This window comes from Salinivibrio sp. VGrn1 (assembly GCF_009377995.1).
GTDB classification, from domain to species: Bacteria; Pseudomonadota; Gammaproteobacteria; order Enterobacterales; family Vibrionaceae; genus Salinivibrio; species Salinivibrio siamensis.
The window spans coordinates 658,781-681,639 of record NZ_SATA01000001.1; the positions used below are offsets into that span (position 1 = coordinate 658,781).

Consider the following 22,859-nt stretch of genomic DNA (forward strand, 5'->3'; position numbering starts at 1 on the left):
GACCAATAAGGATACCATCATGCAAGTGCTGACCAATCACATTGGCTACTCGTTACGCGGAGACAAATACGCGGTGATCATCAGTGACAGCGACCGCCTCACCGGCACGCCCGTGGCACTGATTTCTCTGCCCCCTCTTAAGGGGACAGGCACTCTTAATTCGGCAGATAAAGCTGCCTCCTCCTCTGGAGACAGGCACTTTAATGATGCCGCAGAAGGCGCGCAAAATTTTACGGGGACAGGCACTCTTATTCACGGGACAGACACTTTTGTTAGTGGGACAGACACAGTATCACTCGATAACGTGGTCGCGCAGTTTGAATTACACCAAGGAACACAGTTAAACAACTGGCAGATGGGCACAGCTTATACCCTCGATTTTTCTGCCTTTGCGCATCGCGGACGCTATCAACTCGTGCTGTTAACAGACACACCGGTATATTCCCATCCGTTTGAGATAAGGGATAATTGTCTGTTTCACACCACGTTTTCCGACCTGCTCCATTACTTTAAATCGCAGCGGTGTAGCGGTATTTACGAACACGCGGATCAGCGCGCTAAGGTATTTGGCTCTGATGAACGCATGGATGTGTCCGGCGGTTGGTACGATGCCTCTGGCGATGTGAGCAAATACCTGAGCCACCTTTCCTATGCCAATTACTTCAATCCGCAACAAATCCCTCTTTTGGCTTGGGGGCTGGCCGATCTTGCCAGCCAGTTTAGCTCGGAAACGCTGCCCGCGTTTATGCGTACGCGATTAGCCGATGAAGCGAAACACGGCGCCGATTTTCTTCTCCGTATGCAACACCCCAGTGGCTTTTTTTATATGACGGTGTTTGATCAATGGTCGAAAGACCCGGAGCGCCGCACCCTTTGCGCTTACGCGACGCAAGATGGCGTGATGAGTGAGGCTTACCAAGCCGGTTTTCGGCAAGGCGGCGGCATGGCGATTGCTGCCCTTTCCGCTGCAAGCCGAGCCCCGCTTTGCGCCGAGCCAGACCAACAAACACGCTATTTAGACGCCGCCATTCGCGGCTACTGGCATTTGGTTGAACATAACCACCATTACCTTGATAACGGTGAGCCAAACATTATTGACGAAACCTGCGCCCTTCTCGCCGCATGCGAGTTACATCACGCCACTCGGCAATCTACCGAGGAGCAATCTATTGGGGACAGTCACGCTTATTTAATGGGACAGGCACCTTTAGGTTCTGGGGACAGACACATTAGTGCGAACGGTGACTGTCCCTTCTTGAGCGAGGCTCGAGGCTGGATGCAAAAGCTGGTCGCACGGCAACACAGTGATGAAACTTGCCAGTATTATTGGTCAGCAAATGCTGATGGGAGCCGCCCCTTTTACCATGCCGCTGATGCGGGCCTACCCGGGTTGGCATTAATTCGCTATCTCGATGTGGAAACCGACCCCAGCCATCAAGCTATCGCACAAACAGCCCTGGAACGCGCCTGCCAGTTTGAGCTCAACCTAACACAAACCGCCGATAATCCATTCGCGTATCCGCGTCAGTACGTCAAACCCGTCGATGGCGTCAAACAGGTGCGTCATTTTATTCCTCACCACAATGAAACCGGCTATTGGTGGCAAGGCGAGAATGCACGCTTGGGATCACTGGCGACCTTTGCATGTCATGCCACGCGCCATATTCATGACGATACGCTGAATACTGCCCTCCACACCTTTAGCCAACGGGCGCTTAATTGGATCCTCGGTTTAAACCCATTTGATATCTGTATGCTCGATGGACATGGCCACAACAACCCAGATTACCTACCACACTTGGGCTTTTTTAATGCCAAAGGGGGGATCTGCAATGGCATTACCGCAGGGATGGAGGATGAAACACAGATTGCATTCAACCCCGTGCCATATTGCGATGATATGGCGCAAAACTGGCGATGGGGCGAGCAGTGGTTGCCACATGCAAGCTGGTTTATGCTCGCCATCAGTGCGCAAACACTGATTGGCAACGGCCACTCGAACAAGGAGAACGCGTGATGACTTACCGCCTCGATCTTAGTGTGATCAACGAGTATCCCAATGACACCCCGCCGCGCAGCCGAATGGGGTTAACCTTGCATAACCTCACCGACCGTTCGTTGGAAGCGCTGTCCATTGCGGTACTGTTTGATCGCTTCATCAACCCCAATACCCTGTCACAAGGCAGTATTGAGCAAATTGGCAGCTATTGCGTCATTACACCGGCGCATCAAACTCTCGATGCCAATCAGAGCTTATACATCGAGTTTGATGCCCACACGCCGCCATTGCGGTTCCTTTGTGCGGGCTTTAAAGATGCACTGCTCTATGCCAATGGCGAGCAATATTCAGTGATGCTCACTCCCATTAACTTGGCACACACTCATACCACACGATCAACGATTCCAGATGTTCACCCCGCCGAGCACGCCATTATTCCGGTGCCCAAATCAGTGCGCCACCAGCCAGGGTACTTTACGCTTTCACCTACAACACCGTTAATCGCGGTGGATCCACAGGCCCTTCCCGCCGCTCAGTGGTTAAGTAACGAATGGGTTCGCATGTATCCGCAAGCTGATATTGCACTCGACCCGCGCCACCAAGATGCGGTCACTGGCGATCATGCTATTATCTTACGGCCATTACCCGACTCCGCACTTCGAGATATCGCACACCGTGATGAGGCCTACCAGCTCACCGTCACCGACCAAGGCGTGGTGATCCAAGCCTGTGCTGAACGCGGGTTTATTCACGGCTGCGCATCGCTGTTACAACTTTGCCAAGAGCATGAAACACAACTTCGAATACCGGCAATAAAAATCAGCGATGCACCACGCTTTGCTTACCGAGGGATGATGCTCGATTGCGCGCGCCATTTTCATTCGGTGGACACGGTAAAGCGACTGATTAACCAGTTAGCCTATTTTAAGTTCAATACCTTTCACTGGCACTTAACCGACGATGAAGGCTGGCGACTGGAGATTAAAGCCCTGCCTGAATTGACGCGCTATGGGAGTCAACGCGGCCCCAATACCCGCCTTGCCCCGCAATTCAGTCATATTGCAGAACGTCACGAAGGTTATTATCGCCAAGAAGACGTACGTGACGTGATTGAATACGCCGCAGCCCGCGGTATTACCGTCATTCCAGAAATTGATATTCCCGGTCACTGTCGCGCAGCCATCAAAGCACTGCCTGATTGGCTACACGATGCCGACGACCGCTCTACTTACCGCAGCGTACAACACTACACCGATAACGTATTATCGCCAGCCCTCGATGGCACGTATCGATTTTTAGATACGGTATTAAGTGAAGTCGCCGATCTTTTCCCCGCCTCATGGGTTCATATTGGTGCCGATGAAGTCCCTGACGGGGTATGGACGGATAGCCCAATTTATCGGGACAGACGCATGAACGGAGAAACGACCGCTTCGCTACAGGGACAGATACTGACCTATGCGGAGCAAAAGCTTCGCGCCTTGGGCAAACATATGGTTGGCTGGGAAGAAGTGCAGCACGGCGATAAAGTGAGCAAGAATACCGTGATCTATTCATGGCAAAGCGAAGACGCCGCACTGCATTGTGCGCAGCATGGGTTTGATGTGATTTTAACCCCCGGTCAGGCGACCTATCTCGATATGGTGCAAGATTATGCTGCCACCGAGCCTGGCCTCGACTGGGCGGGCGTCACGCCACTAGAAAAAGCCTATCAATATGAGCCACTGGCAAGTCTTGCCAGTGACGATCCCGCCCGTGAGCATATGCTAGGCGTGCAATGTGCACTTTGGAGTGAGCTGATCACCAATCAGGACAGGCTCGATTACATGGTATTTCCAAGGCTTACCGCCATTGCGGAAGCGGCTTGGAGCCACAGCGAGCGCCGTGACTGGCTCGATTATCTAGCCAGACTCAAAGCGCAATTACCGCGCTTAGACAAGTTCGGTATTCAATACCGTTCCCCTTGGGCATCGAACAAGTAGGCCGAATTCGCCCACCTGGCAGCGCGCCCTGCGCTGCCAGCTCTTTGCGCTCGCATCCCATCTGTTTATAATGCTCAGCCATTGTTGTCAGTCTGAGAGTGTTTCCGGCATGCTACGCCAAGAAATTAATACCCTACTCACCCCTATTCATGGTTTTCTGCACTGTCAAACCCCCGACAGTTGGATTGACGCGGCCATCCAGCCTGACAACCAATCGATTCTTTTACGCGATCACGCGAACTGCGAATTAAAAGCCAGCCAAACCGCGATGTGGTTGATCCGTAAATATGCGGTTGACGCGGCGAGTGGCGAGCAACTACTGGCATGGGCCAAACCCTATGAAGACTTTGTTTATCGCGGCGTTCGCGATGGGATCTTCCACGCGCGAAAAAACGGTCTCAGCGCGCCTTTAACCCCTAAAGCGGGTTTTGCCCACGGCCAAGCCTTGATTGATAAAATGGTCCGCTTAATCAAAGAAGAGTTTCATCACTTTGAGCAAGTGATTGAAATCATGGACGCACGCGGCATTCCTTATCAACCGTTAGAAGCAGGCCGCTACGCCAAAGGATTAATGAGCGCGGCACGCACTCACGAGCCGGCAACCTTGGTCGATAAATTGATTATTGGCGCCTACATTGAAGCACGCTCCTGCGAGCGCTTTGCTAAAGTCGCCCCACACCTTGATGATGAACTGCAAAAGTTCTATATCTCGCTACTGCGCTCCGAAGCACGCCATTATCAAGATTACCTCACGCTTGCAGAAACCATCGCCGGCGGAGACATTCGCGACCGGATTCAAACCATCGGCGAGCGCGAAGCCGAGTTGATCCAAGCACCCGACAACCAATTCCGCTTTCACAGCGGCCCCCCTGCTTAGCTTCTTCTTATTGGGACAGGCACTGTTGATTCTCGCGAGGACAGTCAACCCTTGATGACTGTCCTCGTCGTTTTTCTCCAACGTTCGAACCTTTTCCCCTATCAGGACAGACACTCTGTAGTGACTGTCCCTGTTATGACTTCCTACGCCATCACTACTCACTATTCTCGAGAAGTACTTCTTGGGACAGACATGTTAAGAAAATAATAACTCTCATAATTACACCACTTCTTGCACTGTCACGAAAACTCTAGCTAGAAAGCATGAAGGCTGTTTATTTATACAGTATATTTTACTCATACCTAGATGCTAAGAGGGACCGACGATGACCAAAGCTCGCGCATCGCAAATAAATTTAGCCGCCACCCCCTATTACCATTGCGTCTCACGTTGTGTGCGCCGCTCGTTTTTGTGCGGCTATGATGCGCAGTCACAAAAAAGCTATGAGCATCGTCGCACATGGATAGAAACGCGTTTACTTGCACTAGCCAAAGCGTTTTGTATCGATGTCTGTGCTTATGCCATTATGAGCAACCACTATCACGTTGTTTTGCATATCAACGCCAAAGCGGCTCGGTCTTTAACCAATATCGAGGTTGTTGAACGCTGGCTAGCCTTTCATCAAGCGCCTACGCTTATACAACGTTTTTATCAGGGTGAATCGCTCTCTCACTCAGAGCGAAAAGCGTGTTTTCACATCATTGAGAACTGGCGCGAACGTTTGATGTCTGTCAGCTGGTTTATGAAGCTGCTTAATCAATATATTTCGACACAAGCGAACCGAGAGGATCAATGTTCAGGGCATTTTTGGGAGGGACGTTTTAAAAGCCAAGCCATATTAGATGAAAAAGCACTCGCTGCGGCGATGGCCTATGTCGATTTGAACCCAGTGCGAGCAGGTATCACCAAACAGCCTAAACATGCCAATTACACATCGATTAAAAAGCGCGTTGAATCACTCGAGCAAAATAAAGCGACCCCAGCCGGCTTGTTCCCCTTCGCCGGGAACCCGAGAAAGTCGATGCCCGACGGTATCCCTTTTCGCCTTATGGACTATTTGGCTCTGGTAGAATGGACGTGCGCTCAGGGCCAGAACGCCAATTCACTCCCGAGACCACAGCTACTCACACAGCTGAACATCTCACGTGAAACCTGGTTAAGTACATGCTCTCACTTAGAGGGCGGGAATATCGTAGGTTCACTATCGAGTATTCAGGCGGTATTGCCGACACTCGGTCTAAAACGCATGACTGGCGTCATGATCTAAAGTGAGTTGGGCTTGTCGTTGAGTGCATCCCCATAACGTAAACACCAAATAAACTCGCTAAGGCCTCATCCAATCCAATAGGCCAGCGCCATTATCAGTACAAACAACACACCCACCGCTTTTAAGAGCGGCTTTAGCCCTTTTGCTCCACCTTCCGGGGATTGATTACAGCATCCCATATTATCTCCTGAACGTTTTTCCAGAAGAATAAGCCTTCCAGTAACAGGAAGGTAAAGGGATATTCAGGTTTGATTCTAGCTTGTTGGGGGGACAGACACTTTAGATGCTTAAGTGCCTGCCCCCCCCCAATACTCACTAATACACTGTACTCAGAAATCTGGACTCTGTATCCTAGTGGCTATAAACACCTATCAAGGACAATGACGATGTGGTATCTCATTTATTCGCAAGACATCGAGAACAGCCTACCGCTACGCAAGCAAGCGCGCGACGCACACCTTGAGCGCTTACACCAACTGGAAAAAGAAAACCGTTTGATGATTGCAGGACCAAACCCTGCCGTTGATAGCGACGAGCCGGGCGAAGCTGGGTTTACGGGATCAACCGTTCTTGCTTGGTTTGAGTCATTATCAGCCGCCCAAGTCTGGGCCGACAAAGACCCTTATGTAGCCGCTGGCGTCTATGCAGACGTAACCGTTAAACCTTTCAAAAAAGTGCTTCCTCAGGACCCTGCCTAATGCGATTAGTAAAAGTATTAATGATGGCTGCCATTGGGCTAATACTGAGTGCCTGTAGTAGCACCCAGCATGACCAAGCCGCAGAAGCCGCAATCCAACGTGCCGACATGATTGCACAGTTACTGCCGATGGATATTGAAGGCTACTCACTGGTTCGCGCTCGTGCGCAAGATGCCATTATCGAGCTGACGCTTCTGGAGAAGAATGCCAAAAAAGCACCGGGGCAGCTCTTTTCCGGCTTAGAGCGTCGTTATTGCGAGGATAACGATATCCGCAGTATGTTAGATAGTGGTATCAGCTATACCATTTTGGTTCGCGACACCCGTGGTCGACAAATCCTCAAAAACGCTATCGATGCCCCCGGATGTGCTAGCTAATTAATTGCCAAGGCTGTTCCCACTCCGCCGGTAAGGCTGGCCACAACTCGCCTGCGCTCGGGGGCAGTACATAGCTATAGCGTGTTTCAGGCTGATCGTCGGTAAAACGACATGTAAATTGCAGCCCATAAGCGTGTAAGTAGCCACGATCTGCAGGCTCGCCGCCATAGTAATCATCACCGATAAGCGGAGAGCCAATGCTTTTCATCGCCACGCGAATTTGATGGGTTTTGCCTGTGTAGGGCCGACAGAGAAAAAGTCGCCGCCCCTCACCACCAGCAATAGAGGTAAAACGCGTTCTCGCAGGGTTATCTTTGCTGGTCAGTAATTTCCAGCTACCTCGCCGCCCCTTAGTCATATCACCAACGATCAATCCCTGCTTCTTACGCGGCTTTTTCGCACTTAATGCCAAATAGAACTTTTCTATCTCGCGAGAAGCAAACAGCCCAGAGAGGACAGACGCCGCATGAGAAGAAGTTGCCAGCAGCAGCAAGCCCGATGTCATCTTGTCCAACCGATGCACAAGGTAGACTTTCTCAACCCCAATATGCGCCGCCACGGCCGGTAGAAGTACCGCATGATCGGCTTCTTTTTGCACGCTAACGCCGTGGTGCTTATTGATCACCACAAAGTATTGGTTTTGGTCGACAATTGAAAACATAACGAGGCGATTTACCGGTTGGCCACTGAGGACAGGCATCATAACGACTTCACACTTACGTCGCTAGGGCAATCATATAAGTGACTGTCCCCCGAGTGTTTATAAGTGACTGTCCCCCGAGTGTTCAAAAGTGTCTGTCCCGTTTGCTAATATCTAGTTAGCTTAAAGTGCCTGTCCCCGATAGCTGATAGCTTGATAGCTATACCCGCTTCACACTCTCGCGCACTACTAAAGTTGGCTCGAGCTGAACGGTTTGGCTGTCACTTTGAGGGTCATCCAGTTTGTGGAGTAGCGTTTCAACGGCCGCTTGACCGAGACGGTACTTGGGCTGGTGAATAGTGGTCAGGGAGGGCGAGACAAATTTTGCGAGGTGGATATCATCGTACCCCATGATAGAAAGATCCTCGGGTACCCGAATGCCGAGTGCATTAGCAGCATTGATCGCGCCCATCGCCATCATGTCATTGCCGGCAAAAATCGCGCTCGGCAGGGAGCCGCTCGCGGCGATCGCTTGCATGCCTTGATAGCCTCCCTCACACTCAAAGTCCGCTTCTACCATCCAGTCTGCGTTCTCAGTAAGTCCAGCATCGCGCAGCGCATCTTTAAAGCCTTGAAAACGGCGCTGTGCTTGTTGTTTAAGCAAAGGACCACTGATGCAACCAATCTGGCGGTGGCCACAGTCAATCAAGTGCTGGGTCGCTAAATAGCCGCCTTGATAGGAATTGTCTTGAATTTTATCGCAAGCAAAATCAATCGGCCCCCAATCCATCACCACCACGGGAATATCCGGATAACGATCAAAGCCTTCAATCCGCTCACCTTCCAAGGTCGAGCACATCAAAATCAAACCATCGACCCGCTTTTGCAACAGCGTATCAATTGAAGCACGCATACGCTCAGCATCGCCTTCCGTGTTGCATAAAATCAAACTGTAGCCATTGTGATAACAGCTGCGCTCGACGCCTTTTACTACTTCACCAAAAAACGGGTTGGTGGAGGTAGTCACCAGCATCCCAAACGTTTTAGTACGATTCACTTTTAGGCTGCGAGCCAGTGCCGACGGGGCGTAATAGTTAAGCTCTTTCGCGGCTTGGTTTACCTTCTCAGCAATCGCCTCACTCACATAACGGGTGTTGTTAATGACATGACTGACCGTCGATGTCGACACGCCCGCCCGTTTGGCAATATCTTTCATGGTCGCCATTTATCGCGCTCCGCTGACTAAGGTGAAATAACGATTAAGCATCTTGATGGGCCAAAAACGCCTCAACCTCTGAACGAGAAGGAATCGAGGTTTGTGCGCCACGCTGGGTCACGGATAATGCCGCCGCGGCATGCGCAAAGCGAATCGCCTGATAAAGTGTCTGTCCCTCTATCAGTCCTGTCACCAATGCCCCATTAAAGGTATCACCCGCGGCAGTGGTATCGACGGCATCGACACGGAATCCAGGAATGAGCTGGCCCGCTTGTTCGTCCTTTTCACTCAGCCAGACGCCTTGTTTGCCGAGGGTAATCAATACAGTCCCTACCCCTTTTTCATGAAGCACGTCCGAGGCCGCTTGGGCGCTGGCGGTGTCTGTTACCGCGATACCCGTCAGGCTTTGGGCTTCCGTTTCATTCGGGGTGATAATATCGACCTCGGCAAGAAGCGCGTCGCTCAACGGTGCGGCAGGGGCGGGATTAAGCACCACCTGTGTCTTTGCCGCTTTGGCATGAAACGCCGCCTTTTCGATACCACACATCGGCGTTTCTAACTGCATCAGTAAATAGTCAGCGTCGGCGATTTTAGTGAGATTATCGCTGATGGTCTCCGCTGTCAGATTGGCATTGGCTTCTGCCGAGAGTGCAATACTGTTCTCACCCTGTTCAGTCACTTGGATCATCGCAATCCCAGTCGGCGTATCAGGCTGTACCTTTATCGCACTGACATCCATCCCCTCTTGCGCATAAGACTGACGAATCTGCTGACCAAAGGCGTCGTCACCCACACTGGCAATAAAGGCAACATCAGCACCGCAACGCACCGCTGCCACCGCTTGATTCGCCCCTTTGCCGCCCGCAATTACGGCATAATCGTGGCCGTGTAATGTCTCTCCGGGACGAGGAAAACTAGAGACGCGTAAAACATGATCAGCATTGACGCTGCCAAGAACAACCAATCGGCTCATTACTATTCCTTACCGTTTTTAAATCAAAAAAGCACCACCCAGTGCGAACCCGATGGTGCTCACTATACGTTTCCCTGACGGCTTATTCAGCGATCGTTTCTTGGCTGATCACCTTAAGCGGCACGGGAATATAGCTGTCTACCGACTCGCCTTTCAGCACTTTATCCGCAGTTTCGACACCCAGCTCACCAATCATACCCGGTTGCTGAGCGATGGTCGCTGCCAGATGACCACGCTCGACGGCCGCAATGCCATCTTTGGTGCCATCAAAACCAACAATGGTGACATCTTTGCCTGATGCCTGCACCGCGCGCAACGCGCCAAATGCCATTTCATCGTTCTGGGCGAATACCGCTTCAACATCTGGATGTGCGGCAAGCAGGTTTTCCATCACATTCAGGCCTTTGGTACGGTCAAAATCCGCTGGCTGACTGGCGAGTAGCTGAACGTCGGTGCCTTCAATGGCATCCATAAAGCCTTCACCACGCTCGCGTGCTGCTGACGTGCCGGCAATACCCTCAAGTTGGATCACTTTGGCTCGCTCACCGACTTTACCGATGATGTATTCCGCCGCCATTTTACTGCCTTGAGCGTTATCAGAAGCAATATGACTCACCACGTCCCCACGGCTCGCGCCACGGTCTAGGGTGATCACCGGGATCTCCGCGCGATTCGCAATACGGATGGCGTTTGAGACCGCATCTGAGTCAGTCGGATTAATCAAAATGGCTTTAACGCCACGGATGGTTAAATCCTCCACATTCGACAGCTCTTTACTGGCGTCGTTTTGCGAATCAAGCACCAAGAGCTCATAACCAAGATCTTGTGCTTTCTGCTCTGCGCCCTCTTTCATGGTGACAAAAAATGGATTGTTTAAGGTTGAGACCACGATTGCCATTCTATCTTCCGCTTGCGCACTGATGCTCAGCGTTGACGACAGTAGCGCAGTGGTAATCAAGGTAGTCAGTTTTTTCATGCGTTCAGTCCTTTTGTGTTTGTAGGGTATTGTTTTTGCTTGCTAATAAAACAGAAATAAAAGTGTCTGTCCCGCTAACTTAAAGTTCCTAGGGCCTAGGATCCTAGGACCTAGGCACTGCTTCCTGCTTTTCCCCGTACTCCGTAAGCGAAGCGCTCCGTATTCCCATTCACGAATGCCAACTTAAAGTGCCTGTCCCAATAAGCTCTATTTCGAAAAGCTTTGTCTAAAGCAGCTATTTGTTTTTGTTATCCACCAGCACGGCGAGCAAAATCACCACCGCTTTGGCAATCATTTGGTAGTAAGACGACACGTCCAGCAGGTTGAGGGCATTGTTCAAAAAGCCGATGATCAGCGCACCAATCAATGTACCCATGATCTTACCTTTACCGCCCATCAAGCTGGTGCCGCCCAGCACCACTGCGGCAATCGCATCAAGCTCATAGCCAGTACCGGCGGTCGGTTGTCCAGAGGACAGGCGCGAGGTGACGATGATCCCTGCCAGCGCCGCGAGCATGCCACACAGGCTATACACGCCCACCTTGATTCGATCGACATTAATGCCCGATAACCGCGCCGCAGATTCATTGCCACCGAGTGCGTAAATATAACGGCCAAAACGGGTATGATTAAGCAGATACCAAGCGCCGATAAACACGATTGCCATCAGCCACACGGGGACGGGAATGCCCAACAGGTAGCCGGTACCAAACCATGCAAACGCATCCGCCGTTTCAGTAAAGCCTGCAGAAATAGGTCGGCCATCGGTATACACCATGGTGACACCGCGATAGAGGGTCATTGCTACCAAGGTGGCAATAAACGCCTGTACCTTGCCTTTGGCCACCACGACGCCTGTCATGGCACCAATCGCCGCACCTGCAAACAAAGCGGTGGGCACCGCGACTAACACAGGCACTTCAACCGCAATCAAACTCGCGGCAAACGCGCCACACAGCGCCAACACCGAGCCAACACTCAAGTCGATACCCGCGGTTAAAATCACCAATGTCATCCCCACGGCAATAATGGCGTTTACCGAGGTTTGACGCAGGATGTTAAGCAGGTTGTCGACCATGAAAAAGTTGCTGTTTAAAAATGACATCACCACGATCAGCACCAACAAGGCAATGAGCGATTTTTGCTCAATCAACCACGCTTTACTGAACAGGGGTTTACGTCCATCTTCTGACGGCTGGGACTTATTCATTGCATTCTCACTCATGCTGCATCCTCATTGGCATCTTTGCCTACCGCACAGGCAAGCAGAGTTTCTTGGTTAGCGTCTTTGGCATCAAACTCACCGCATACGCGGCCTTCGTGCATCACTAAAATGCGGTCGCTCATGCCAAGCACTTCGGGCATTTCTGATGACACCAAGATGATGCTCATGCCCTCGGCTTTAAATTGGTTAATTAGCTGATAAATCTCTTTTTTGGCACCGACATCGACCCCCCGAGTCGGCTCATCCAAGATCAGCACTTTCGGTTTGGTCATCAGCCCTTTGGCGATCGCCACTTTCTGCTGATTCCCGCCCGATAAGTTGCCAATGATTTGCTCGCGGGTGGGGGTTTTGATGTTAAAAAGACGAATAAAATCATCCACCGCCATCACTTCATCACGCGGCTGTATTTTGCCCCAATGGGTGAGCTTATCGAGTGCACTGAGCGACATGTTGTCTTTCACCGATAAACCCAGCACCAAGCCCTCGCCTTTGCGGTCTTCAGAGATGTAAGCAATGCCGTTGGCCAGCGCATCTTGCGGACTTACTGGGTTAATCACCTTGCCATCAAGCCGAATCACGCCAGCTTCACGCGGCATGGCGCCATAGATAATTTTCATTAACTCCGTGCGCCCGGCGCCCATCAAGCCCGATACACCCAGAATTTCACTGCGGTGTAGCTGAAAACTCACCTCTTCCACCCCGTGGCCGCTGACATTTTCCACCTCAAGGCTTATTCCATCAGGGGTGACATCACTTCGTGGGTATTGTTCGGCGAGTTTGCGGCCCACCATCATTTCAATCAGGCCGTCTTCATCGGTATCACTAACGGGACACTCACCAATAAACTTGCCGTCACGTAACACGGTGATCCGATCGCAAATCTCAAAAATTTCTTTGAGTCGGTGAGAGATATAAACAATGCCGCAGCCTTGCGCTCGCAGCTCGTTGATCACCGCAAACAGCGAAGCAGTTTCAGTGTCGGTCAAAGCATCGGTCGGCTCATCCATAATGATCACCTGCGACTCAAACGACAGCGCTTTGGCAATTTCCACCATTTGCTGCTCACCCAAGCTCAAGCTGCCAAGTGGCGTGGTGCCGCGTGCTTTCACATTTAAACGCGCCAGCAGCTTATCGGCTTCTTCAGCCATCTTGGTCCAATCAATCTTGCCAAACCGGTTAGTAAACTCACGGCCTAAGAAGATGTTTTCGGCAATGGTCAGCTCTGGGATCAAATTGAGCTCTTGGTGAATAATACTGATCCCCGCTTGCTGCGAATCACGTGGACCTTTAAACGAGACTGGCTCACCTTGATAGTTCACATCGCCACTGTCGGCGTGATAAATCCCGGTGAGGACCTTCATCAACGTGGACTTGCCCGCGCCATTTTCACCGAGTAGCGCCATTACCTCACCGGGATAGACATTTAAGCTCGCCTCATCGAGGGCGCGCACCCCGGGAAAGGTTTTCACGACTTGACTGAGTTGTAAGGTAGGTTGCGTCATTGTGGTTACTCGCTTAGGCCCACCTAAAAGGTGACACCGGCTTGAAAAATCACATTGGCATAAGGCGTGCACTCTCCGGTGCGCACCACCGCTTTGCTCTGCACCGTGCGTGCTTTAAACGCCTCGTGGCTGATCGTGGTCACAGTGATCGGTTGTTGCCGCGCCGCACTCTCTTGCTCTAATCGCGCAAGCAAGGCTTGGTGCAGCGCCGGGCTGACCGCTGCAAACTCTGCTGCAATCACCACAGATTCAATGCAGGTGTGAGTTAACACCGCCTCGACCGTTTGCATAAAGCTCGGCACGCCTTGAGTCAGCGCTAAATCAATACGCGACACCGAGTTGGGGATCGGCAGCCCCGCATCACACACCGTCAATTCATCGGTATGCCCGATTTGGGTGACTAACTGTGCAAGTTCAGGATGGAGCAAACCATGTTTATTCATTCATCACCTTCTCACTCACGATGGACTTAATCAGCGTTCACTATGCGCTGGCACGTTTTCTTATGATCAACGTTTTTCTCAGGAAAACGCTATCGAAACGTTTCGATATGGACAAATAATGCAGATGAAAGAAAAATTTCACCATCTGTAAACATCACAGATGTGAGGGGGATCGACTATTGATATTGGAATCATTAATAAAGAGAGGGGAAGATCACATTAGGGGGGAGAGACTAGAAAGATCCTAGGGGACGGAATACGGAATACGGAATACGGAATACGGAATACGGAATACGGAATACGGAATACGGAAAAAAGCATATCGTGCCTAGTCCTGTAGATAAAGTTCCTAGGACCTAGGATCCTAGGACCTAGGCACTGCTTTCCGCTCTTCTCCGTATTCTGTAAGCGAAGCGCTCCGTATTCCCATTCACGAATACAGAGTACAGAAAGAGCAAAAGCCTCAATGCGAGCGCGAGCTGCTCTATCTAGTCTCTCGTTTCTAGAAGCACAGCGTCTCAGTTCTCGTCCTTATCCGGCGCCTCACTCAAGCTCGGCACCGCTTGGCAAAATGTGCATTCTTGATTATCCACCGAGGCACCGCCCGACTCGACGTAGCGAATACGATGACTCGCTTTGGCTCGGTTAGCCGACACCGCAAACCGCCGCTGGTCGCGCTCGGGAATGGTCTTTTCTGTGTCATACTCAGCCATGGGTTGTCTCCTTCAAATACCAAGAACCGCTCTACTGTATGTTAACTTTACCACCCCTAAGTCGCCTAACCAAAAGTGCCTGTCCCCGATAACTCCGCCCAATTACTCCCGCTAACTGTGTAATGCTGAACGTGAGTCAGCACTCATGATTCGAAATCAGTTAATAGAAATTAAAGAGCTGAATCACAAGGTCACTTTCAGCAATTTGTCTATTCAAATAATGAGCGTAGCGTTTAAGCTGAAACGATTCAGCTTAACACAACAAATGAGGAAGACTAAGATGATAATCAAAAACGTCCTGGCAACTGTTGCCCTACTCACACCTATCTACGCCCTTTCAGCAGAATTTGTACTCACCAATAGCGCAACTAACACCTACGTGGATCATTGGAAAACATCGGCGCAAGAACTTGGAATTAACACTACAACCCCCTTTTCAATTGAAAAAAAGCGACTCAATACAGGTAAACAAAGTGGCGTGGACATTATCACCATCGATAACGGTGAATTAGAACTGACACTGGTACCAACTCGAGGTATGGGTATCTACCAGGTGCGCAAGGAGGGTAAGCGGATTCTTGGATGGGATTCACCCGTCAAAGAGATAGTCAATCCAGCTTTTATTGATCTTGAAAGCAGAAACGGCCTTGGCTGGTTAGATGGCTTCAATGAAATGCTAGTTCGCTGTGGGTACGAATGGACAGGCCATCCCGGTGTTGATGACAATGGGCAATTGCTCAGCCTTCATGGGCGGGTTCAAAACACTCCCGCCTCACTGGTGAAAGTCGAAATAGACGATGAAGCCCCACATACAATTACTGTCACCGGGATTGTTGCAGAGAGTACCTTCAAAAAATCAAACCTTTCGACAGAAACGCGTTTGAGTATCATTCCTGGCGAAAACGCTTTCTCAATAAACGATACGCTCACCAACAAAGCTGATTACGACGATGAATATCAAATCATCTACCACTCAAACTTTGGTAAACCCATCCTAGAAAAAGGCGCCAAAGTCCATGCAGCAGCAAGTGAAATATCTCCATTTAATGACTATGCAAAAGGGGGACTTAAAAGCTGGCAAACCTATTTAGGGCCAACAAAAGATTTTGATGAAATGGTATTTAACTTAAAACCCATTAGTGACCCAGAAGGCAACTCTCTTGCTGTTTTACACAATAAAGATGCCAACTCTGGTGTGTCGATGCGATTTAAAACCGATCAGCTCCCAGTGCTAACCATTTGGAAAAATACTGACACATTAAAACAGGGCTATGTAACGGGAATCGAGCCTGGTACAAGCTATGCGTATAATACAAAATATCAACGACCGTTAGGCCTAGTGCCGACCATAAAAGCTGGCGAACAAAAACATTTCGATCTTGAGTACACCGTGTTAACGAGTGCGGAAGACGTCAGTCAAGCCGTCGACAATGTAGCCAAAATCATGAAAAAACAAAAAGTCCAACTAAAGTCAGAGCCTTTGGTCGAGCTTAGTCACTAAAGCACATAATGGCTAGACATAGCTTTTCATTATCAAACGTGTTCGGCGTTGCTCACGCTTGGCCGAACACTTTCCACTCAATACTTCTCCCAACGCGTTCGCGCCTGTCCTGTCAAAAGCATACTGTGCTCTTTGCACTAAAGTGCCTGTCCCTCTCAAACGGCTCAAAACTAATTTTTTCTGGCAGTGCTGGCGCGATGTGCGAGTTTAAATGGGATAGTTTGAGCGCCTGTAAGCGGCTGACCTTCAATGGCTTGTAAAATGGCCGACGCGGCCTGTACGCCGAGGGATTGATAGTCAATTTCAGCGCTCGTTAAGCTCGGAAAGGCATGCTCACTCATGGAAGTGCCCTCCAGGCTGATAATCGCGATATCAGTCGGCACTTTTAACACCCGTCGGTGACACTCAAACAACGCGCCGATAGCTATCTCTTCATGGCTACATACTAGCGCGTCCAACGTGGCATCGCGAAGCAACAGTTTCGCCAACCCTTCGGCCCCCAATTGCGCCGATGGTGCCTCATGCGTTGTCAGAAAATGGTCAGGGGTTAAATAGTGCTCAATCATCGCGCCCTGCCAGCCCTGTAGCTTGCGCTGCAAGGTGGCATGGTTGCCCCGCGCACCAATAAAACCAATATGATGAAAGCCCTGACTAACAAGGTGGGATGTACAGCGCTTGCCGATGTCGTGGGGGTCGCTGCCCATGCTGGCATAGCTATTCATGGAAGGCGAATCAGCGATTTCGAGGACAGGCGCATTGGCCATCTCAAGCAATTGATGGGTACGCTGAGTATGCTCATTGCCAAATAGCACCACTGCCGCTGGCCGACTTTCTAAAAAACCGGCCAATAAATCCTCTTCCTGCTGGACCGAATAATCACTGTAACCCAACAACAACTGATAGCCCGCTTTATTCAGCCGCTGTTGAAAACGAGGCAAAAACAAGGCGCACGCCTTTTCCAATAGAGAAGGAATGATCAACGCAATGGCATAGCTTTGCGCTGATGCCAAGGCACCCGCAGCTTTATTAGGAATATAACCCAGTTGCTCGACGGCGCGTTGAACCTTATCGCGCAATTTGTCAGAGACAGCATCCGGGGTACGCAACACCCTGGAAACCGTCATCGTGCCTACCCCAGCCTGTTTGGCAACATCCGCAAGCGTAACGTTACCCGTATTGCGTCGTTTTCTTGGTTCACTCATCGTATCTATTGATTACTCATCATTTTATGACACCGTATCCTATCACAGCCATCAGCGATTAATCCTTGCCCCGCATGGCCTCTTTGTAGCATGACGCATTGGTAGACAGAAAAAATGATAGCGCTATCACATCTTATGGTAGCGCTATCAGATAGCGCTACCATTTGTGATCATTGTCCATTTATTGCTCAGTTTTCAGCGATAGAGTTATCAACAATTCTCCAACAACCTAATAAAACCTTTAAAACGGATAGAGCCATGTTACGAGATCTGATTACCGCCGACGTTATCCGCATTCACCAGGATGCCAACGATTGGCAAGATGCCATCAACAAAGCCTGCGCAGCACTTTTGGATAACGGTGCCATTGTGCCAAGCTATGTCGACGCGATTTATCGCTCACACCAAGAAATCGGTCCCTACTATGTGGTGGGCCCGGGTATCGCGATGCCCCACGCACGCCCTGAGGATGGCGTTAACCGCCTCGCCCTGGCTATCACAGTGATCAAAAACGGCGTCAATTTTGACAGCGCCGAAAACGATCCGGTTAAGGTGCTAGTCACCCTCGCGGCCACCGACAGTAATAGCCATGTCGAGGCTATCTCCCAATTGGCGAACCTTTTTATGAATGACACACACATCGCGCAGATCAGCCGCGCCACCAAAGTGGATGAAGTATTAGCCATTATCGCCAACTACTAACCCTTACATCGGTAGCAACAACACTTAAAGACACAAAGGGCTCGCCCTTAGCTATCGGCTTTAAAACAACGAACATGCTGAAAATGCACCTGTTAACCCAAATAGAAGGTCTGAATTATGAAAATCACAGTCGTATGCGGCCACGGTCTTGGCACCAGCCTAATGATGGAAATGAGTATCAAAAAAATCATCAACGATCTTGGCGTCGACGCCAGTGTCGACCATATCGATCTGGGCTCCGTCTCTGGGACAGACGCCGATATATTCGTCGCCACCAACGATATCGCCCAACAGTTACAAGCGATGAATGTGTCGCCGCGCATTGTCGCACTCGACAACATGGTGGACAAAGAAGCAATGAAAACCCGCTTGTCTGAGGCCCTACAAGCACTCGGTGCCCTATAAGGAGTGACGTTATGCCCTTTTTTAACTTCCTGATGAAAGACGTGCTCTCTGAGCCCGCGGTATTAGTGGGTTTGATTGCACTGATTGGTTTAATCGCCCAGAAAAAGCCCGCGACTGAATGCATCAAAGGTACCATCAAAACCATTCTAGGCTTTGTGATCCTAGGAGCCGGTGCCTCATTGGTAGTCAGCTCACTCGGGGATTTTGCCACCATTTTCCAGCATGCGTTTGGTATCAGTGGCGTGGTGCCCAACAACGAAGCCATTGTCTCCATTGCGCAAGAAGCCTTTGGTAAGGAAATGGCAATGATCATGTTCTTCGGCATGCTGGTTAACATTCTTATCGCACGCTTAACCCCGTGGAAATTCATCTTTTTAACCGGCCATCACACCTTGTTTATGTCGATGATGGTCGCCGCGATTCTTTCCACCAGCGGAATGGAAGGGATCCCATTGGTCGCATTAGGCTCTGTGGTTGTCGGCTCGGTGATGGTGTTTTTCCCTGCCATCGCCCATCGCTACATGCAACAAGTCACCGGCTCAGATGAAGTCGCCATTGGCCACTTTTCAACCCTCTCTTACGTGTTAGCCGGCTTTATTGGCAGCAAATTTGGCAACAAAGCCCACTCCACCGAAGACATGGACGTGCCCAAAAGCCTCTTGTTCTTGCGTGATACGCCAGTCGCTATCTCGTTCACCATGGGGATTATTTTTATGGTGACGTGTCTGTTTGCCGGCGGAGACTTTGTGCGCGAGGTGAGTGACGGTAAACACTGGTTTATGTTTGCATTAATGCAATCCATCACCTTTGCAGGCGGGGTGTATGTGATCTTGCAAGGGGTAAGAATGGTGATTGCCGAGATTGTGCCAGCGTTTAAAGGGATTTCCGACAAACTGGTGCCCAATGCCAAGCCAGCACTCGACTGTCCCGTGGTTTTCCCCTACGCACCCAATGCGGTGTTGGTAGGCTTTTTATCTAGCTTTGTTGCTGGGCTTGTCGGTATGTTCCTGCTCTATATACTGGGGCTTACGGTGATTATCCCAGGCGTGGTGCCCCACTTTTTCGTCGGCGCAGCAGCAGGGGTATTCGGTAATGCCACCGGCGGACGACGCGGCGCAATTCTAGGCGCCTTTGCGCAAGGACTACTGATCACCTTCCTACCCGTGTTCTTGCTCCCCGTACTCGGCGATCTGGGCTTTGCCAACACCACCTTTAGCGACGCAGACTTTGGTGTGGTCGGCATCTTACTCGGCCTGATTGTGCGATAACCACAAACAAAAAAGGATGAACAGGCCGATAGGCTTGTTCATCCTTTGATCCGAACAATTGCACCCTCAACCTCATACTCTGAGCATACAGACCAAAACAATACGTCAAGGCTCGATTTTATGGGTACTTCCCTGCTAGACTCCCGTGCTGGAGAAGAAATTAGGCAATAGATCATGAAGGTACTCGTCACCGGTGGCACAGGATATATTGGCAGCCACACTTGCATTCAACTGATTGAACAAGGCCACACGCCTGTTGTTATCGACAATCTATGCAATAGCAAAGAAATGGTGCTCGATCGTATTGAGCAAGTCACTGGCGTGCGACCGACTTTTATACAAGGCGATATCCGTGATAGTGCTTTCTTAAAGCGCGTATTTTCTGGACACAGTATTGACAGCGTCATCCACTTTGCCGGATTAAAAGCTGTGGGTGAGTCGGTTGAAAAACCACTGAAATACTACGACAACAATGTCTCAGGCACCCTAACTCTCGTAAGTGAAATGGATATAGCTGGAGTGAAATCGCTCATTTTTAGCTCATCAGCTACCGTTTATGGTGATCCGGCGTCGGTACCGATTAAAGAAGATTTTCCCACCTCGGCGACCAATCCTTATGGACGTAGCAAATTGATGGTGGAAGAGTGCCTACGAGATTTTCACCAAGCCAATCCCGACTGGAGTATCACTTTGCTGCGTTACTTTAACCCCGTCGGCGCGCATGAATCTGGCCTGCTCGGCGAAGATCCACAAGGCACACCCAATAACTTACTGCCTTTTGTGGCACAAGTAGCAGTGGGCCGACGCGAAAAGCTAGGCATATTTGGTAACGATTATGATACGCCCGATGGCACCGGTGTGCGAGATTATATTCATGTGGTCGACCTGGCCGAGGGCCATTTGGCTGCGTTGGATAAAAAAACCCATCAACCTGGCACCCATATTTTTAACCTCGGTACCGGCCAAGGCAACAGTGTGCTAGAAATGGTGCATGCGTTTGAAGCCGCAGCAAAACGCCCAATCCCTTACGAAATCAAACCCCGTCGTGCCGGAGATATCGCTGAATGCTACGCCGACCCGGCCTATGCCGAAGCAACATTAGGCTGGGCGGCCACACGCGATCTGCAAACCATGGTAGAAGACACCTGGCGCTGGCAGTCGAAAAACCCGAATGGGTATGAAGAGGCTAGAGGCTAGAGGCTAAAAAGATCCTAGGGTCCTAGGTCCTAGGCACTGCTTTCTGCTCTTTCCCGGACTCCGTAAGCGAAGCGCTCCGTATTCCCATTCCCGAATACAGATTACTGAATACAGAGTACAGAAAGAGCAAGAGCGCCAAGGCAAGCACGAGGTTGCTCTTTCCCGTATTCCGTATTCAAGCTTTTAAATACCGAGTACAGAAAGGGCAAGTCCCCAATGCGAGCACGATCTGCTCTATCTAGTTTCTAGCCTCTAGAAGCGCAGCGTCTCCTCTCTTCCCCTTACTCCGTAAGCGAGGATCTCTGTATTCAAGACCCCGAATACCTCAAATTAGTATCTCTTCAATCCCCGATTCTTTATAAAAAGATCTTATTCTCTCTTGGCGAGGCTTTAAGCTTCTATGGCGAGGAACTAAGTTATAAATCGGCATGTTGGGATAGAAGAGCTTGGCGGTATATTGTGCCGTTGAGTTTAGGCCATACAAGCCAGATAGTTTTATTTTTTTATCTATTAATTCAAGCTCTAAAGGTAAAGCACTTCTGTGATATGTAAGGTTTTTAATGCTAGATATTTTTTCTGCAACTTCATTGGATTCAGTACGGTGAGGGAAATAGACGATGCCCCTATCGTTGATCTTCGCAAAGTGTGATACCCGCTCAACATAAGAGCTTATAGACTCCCCACCTTTATCTCCTACGGCACCTTGCCCGATAAAGCCTATCGGTGCATTCTCTGAGAAAAGATCGCCATGGTTGTAATGCGCTTTTAAGTAGCTAAACGAATTCTTTTCGATATTAACCGTATTGCTTTCCAAATCAAAGACTGTGAATAACTCCAAGTTATCTCTCGGTAAAGATTTAGTCGTCGGCTTACAACCATATATTGTTAATAGGATATCCTGCAATAATCGGCTTCGAGAGTACGTTATTTTTGTTTCAATAAACTCAGGGAGCTCACAAATTGTTAGCGTGCCGTCATCAAAGTAAACATCTTTTTTTATGCGAAAGTTTTCTGCAACTAGTTTAGTTCGCCATGCGTTATACTCCCCGTAAAAAAAAGTGTCTAACTGTTCTCCTTTGAGAATATTTTTTATTTTTTTTATCGCCTTAGGGATATTTATCGTTCTGTTTTTTCTTGTGGTTGTGATCACATGGTCCCACTCACGTAGGTTAAAAATTTTCTCCTGCTGCTCGAGGCCACGAGTACTACTTTGATCAACCAAAAACAGTATATTATCTTTTGTTTTGTAGTGCTTTTTTGCCTCTAAAGCACAAAGGTATTGAAAGGGTGATGTCACTAGGAATAAATTCATAAACAACTCATAATAACTATTTTTAAAGCGCCATATTGATTGATATAGCGCTTAGATCTTTACTACAGATTATTGCATAAACACATGCCAACATCTGGACGTTGAATCACACCTTCACTGAGCGACGCACCAAAAGCGATTTAAAAAACCTTTCATAACAGACTTCATCCAATGCTTGCTAGACCGATTTTATATCTCAGCATAGATCCACAAACACTTTTTGTTTGCTAGTATGCCATATCGCATCTGATTCGAGCGCCTGTAAAAAAAGCCTATCACTATTTCCCAAGCCGAATTCTTTTACCGATGTAAATTGTGCCGTCTTAGCTTTCTTTATCGCCTCTAAAATCAATGCTTTTTCTTCAACCTCGACGTTAAAAATTG

Annotated in this window: 21 protein-coding genes and 1 pseudogene; 11 read left to right on the top strand and 11 right to left on the bottom strand. The window is 49.7% G+C overall.

Going from position 1 to position 22,859, the window contains the following annotated elements; translation table 11 throughout:
• The first annotated feature begins 19 nt into the window (after positions 1 to 19).
• From EHW56_RS02950 to gspS2, 6 genes are all read left to right on the top strand, one after another.
• On the top strand, positions 20 to 2,017 hold the full coding sequence (locus tag EHW56_RS02950) for a glycoside hydrolase family 9 protein (protein WP_227486455.1): 1,998 nt from the start codon (positions 20 to 22) through the stop codon (positions 2,015 to 2,017).
• The gene (locus tag EHW56_RS02955) at positions 2,017 to 3,981 is read left to right on the top strand and encodes a beta-N-acetylhexosaminidase (RefSeq protein ID WP_152796656.1); all 1,965 of its coding nucleotides are present in this window, start codon (positions 2,017 to 2,019) and stop codon (positions 3,979 to 3,981) included. The genes EHW56_RS02950 and EHW56_RS02955 overlap by 1 nt, the downstream gene beginning before the upstream one ends.
• Before the next feature lie 109 nt (positions 3,982 to 4,090).
• Positions 4,091 to 4,858: a tRNA-(ms[2]io[6]A)-hydroxylase gene (locus EHW56_RS02960; RefSeq protein ID WP_152799198.1), complete on the top strand. Its 768-nt coding sequence runs from the start codon at positions 4,091 to 4,093 to the stop codon at positions 4,856 to 4,858.
• 325 nt (positions 4,859 to 5,183) lie between these two features.
• Positions 5,184 to 6,125 (top strand): transposase, encoded by a 942-nt coding sequence (locus EHW56_RS02965; protein ID WP_152799200.1) that lies wholly within the window; start codon positions 5,184 to 5,186, stop codon positions 6,123 to 6,125.
• 386 nt (positions 6,126 to 6,511) lie between these two features.
• A complete protein-coding gene (locus tag EHW56_RS02970; RefSeq protein WP_152796474.1) occupies positions 6,512 to 6,823 on the top strand; it encodes a YciI family protein in 312 nt (103 codons plus the stop codon).
• On the top strand, positions 6,823 to 7,200 hold the full coding sequence (gene gspS2, locus EHW56_RS02975) for a type II secretion system pilot lipoprotein GspS-beta (RefSeq protein ID WP_152796472.1): 378 nt from the start codon (positions 6,823 to 6,825) through the stop codon (positions 7,198 to 7,200). The genes EHW56_RS02970 and gspS2 overlap by 1 nt, the downstream gene beginning before the upstream one ends.
• On the opposite strand, the gene EHW56_RS02980 is transcribed toward gspS2, so the two are convergent.
• The 8 genes from EHW56_RS02980 to EHW56_RS03015 form a co-directional block, all read right to left on the bottom strand.
• A complete protein-coding gene (locus tag EHW56_RS02980) occupies positions 7,193 to 7,861 on the bottom strand; it encodes a TIGR01621 family pseudouridine synthase (protein ID WP_152796655.1) in 669 nt (222 codons plus the stop codon). The genes gspS2 and EHW56_RS02980 overlap by 8 nt on opposite strands.
• A gap of 199 nt (positions 7,862 to 8,060) precedes the next feature.
• A complete protein-coding gene (locus tag EHW56_RS02985) occupies positions 8,061 to 9,065 on the bottom strand; it encodes a substrate-binding domain-containing protein (RefSeq protein ID WP_046075418.1) in 1,005 nt (334 codons plus the stop codon).
• Between the two features lie 34 nt (positions 9,066 to 9,099).
• On the bottom strand, positions 9,100 to 10,029 hold the full coding sequence (gene rbsK / locus EHW56_RS02990; protein ID WP_152796470.1) for a ribokinase: 930 nt from the start codon (positions 10,027 to 10,029) through the stop codon (positions 9,100 to 9,102).
• 82 nt (positions 10,030 to 10,111) lie between these two features.
• Entirely contained in the window at positions 10,112 to 11,005 is an 894-nt protein-coding gene (gene rbsB / locus EHW56_RS02995) for a ribose ABC transporter substrate-binding protein RbsB (RefSeq protein ID WP_046075416.1), read from the bottom strand.
• A gap of 235 nt (positions 11,006 to 11,240) precedes the next feature.
• Positions 11,241 to 12,230 (bottom strand): ribose ABC transporter permease, encoded by a 990-nt coding sequence (gene rbsC, locus EHW56_RS03000; RefSeq protein ID WP_077456017.1) that lies wholly within the window; start codon positions 12,228 to 12,230, stop codon positions 11,241 to 11,243.
• Complete coding sequence (rbsA, locus tag EHW56_RS03005) at positions 12,227 to 13,732, bottom strand: ribose ABC transporter ATP-binding protein RbsA (protein WP_152799203.1); 1,506 nt, start codon at positions 13,730 to 13,732, stop codon at positions 12,227 to 12,229. Before rbsA ends, rbsC begins: the two co-directional genes overlap by 4 nt.
• Positions 13,733 to 13,755: 23 nt before the next feature.
• The gene (rbsD, locus tag EHW56_RS03010) at positions 13,756 to 14,175 is read right to left on the bottom strand and encodes a D-ribose pyranase (RefSeq protein WP_152799205.1); all 420 of its coding nucleotides are present in this window, start codon (positions 14,173 to 14,175) and stop codon (positions 13,756 to 13,758) included.
• 518 nt (positions 14,176 to 14,693) lie between these two features.
• On the bottom strand, positions 14,694 to 14,888 hold the full coding sequence (locus EHW56_RS03015) for a hypothetical protein (RefSeq protein ID WP_152799207.1): 195 nt from the start codon (positions 14,886 to 14,888) through the stop codon (positions 14,694 to 14,696).
• A gap of 280 nt (positions 14,889 to 15,168) precedes the next feature.
• On the opposite strand from EHW56_RS03015, the gene EHW56_RS03020 reads away from it, so the two are divergent.
• Positions 15,169 to 16,389, top strand: a complete 1,221-nt coding sequence (locus EHW56_RS03020) for an aldose 1-epimerase family protein (RefSeq protein WP_152799210.1) — start codon at positions 15,169 to 15,171, stop codon at positions 16,387 to 16,389.
• 170 nt (positions 16,390 to 16,559) lie between these two features.
• Here the strand turns inward: EHW56_RS03020 and EHW56_RS03025 are convergent, their stop codons facing one another.
• The gene (locus EHW56_RS03025) at positions 16,560 to 17,591 is read right to left on the bottom strand and encodes a LacI family DNA-binding transcriptional regulator (RefSeq protein ID WP_152799212.1); all 1,032 of its coding nucleotides are present in this window, start codon (positions 17,589 to 17,591) and stop codon (positions 16,560 to 16,562) included.
• Positions 17,592 to 17,849: 258 nt separating this feature from the next.
• On the opposite strand from EHW56_RS03025, the gene EHW56_RS03030 reads away from it, so the two are divergent.
• The 4 genes from EHW56_RS03030 (at position 17,850) to galE (ending at position 21,163) form a co-directional block, all read left to right on the top strand.
• Complete coding sequence (locus EHW56_RS03030; RefSeq protein WP_152799214.1) at positions 17,850 to 18,293, top strand: PTS sugar transporter subunit IIA; 444 nt, start codon at positions 17,850 to 17,852, stop codon at positions 18,291 to 18,293.
• Positions 18,294 to 18,410: 117 nt separating this feature from the next.
• Positions 18,411 to 18,698, top strand: a complete 288-nt coding sequence (locus tag EHW56_RS03035; RefSeq protein WP_152796458.1) for a PTS sugar transporter subunit IIB — start codon at positions 18,411 to 18,413, stop codon at positions 18,696 to 18,698.
• 11 nt (positions 18,699 to 18,709) lie between these two features.
• The gene (locus EHW56_RS03040) at positions 18,710 to 19,966 is read left to right on the top strand and encodes a PTS ascorbate transporter subunit IIC (RefSeq protein WP_077458580.1); all 1,257 of its coding nucleotides are present in this window, start codon (positions 18,710 to 18,712) and stop codon (positions 19,964 to 19,966) included.
• Positions 19,967 to 20,140: 174 nt separating this feature from the next.
• On the top strand, positions 20,141 to 21,163 hold the full coding sequence (galE, locus tag EHW56_RS03045; RefSeq protein ID WP_152796456.1) for a UDP-glucose 4-epimerase GalE: 1,023 nt from the start codon (positions 20,141 to 20,143) through the stop codon (positions 21,161 to 21,163).
• Between the two features lie 325 nt (positions 21,164 to 21,488).
• Here galE and EHW56_RS03050 read toward each other — a convergent pair whose 3' ends face one another.
• Together EHW56_RS03050 and EHW56_RS15380 are read right to left on the bottom strand one after the other, a co-directional pair.
• Complete coding sequence (locus EHW56_RS03050; protein ID WP_152799216.1) at positions 21,489 to 22,475, bottom strand: glycosyltransferase 52 family protein; 987 nt, start codon at positions 22,473 to 22,475, stop codon at positions 21,489 to 21,491.
• 196 nt (positions 22,476 to 22,671) lie between these two features.
• Positions 22,672 to 22,859 (bottom strand): annotated as a pseudogene (locus tag EHW56_RS15380) (UDP-N-acetylglucosamine 2-epimerase (hydrolyzing)); the annotation flags it as partial.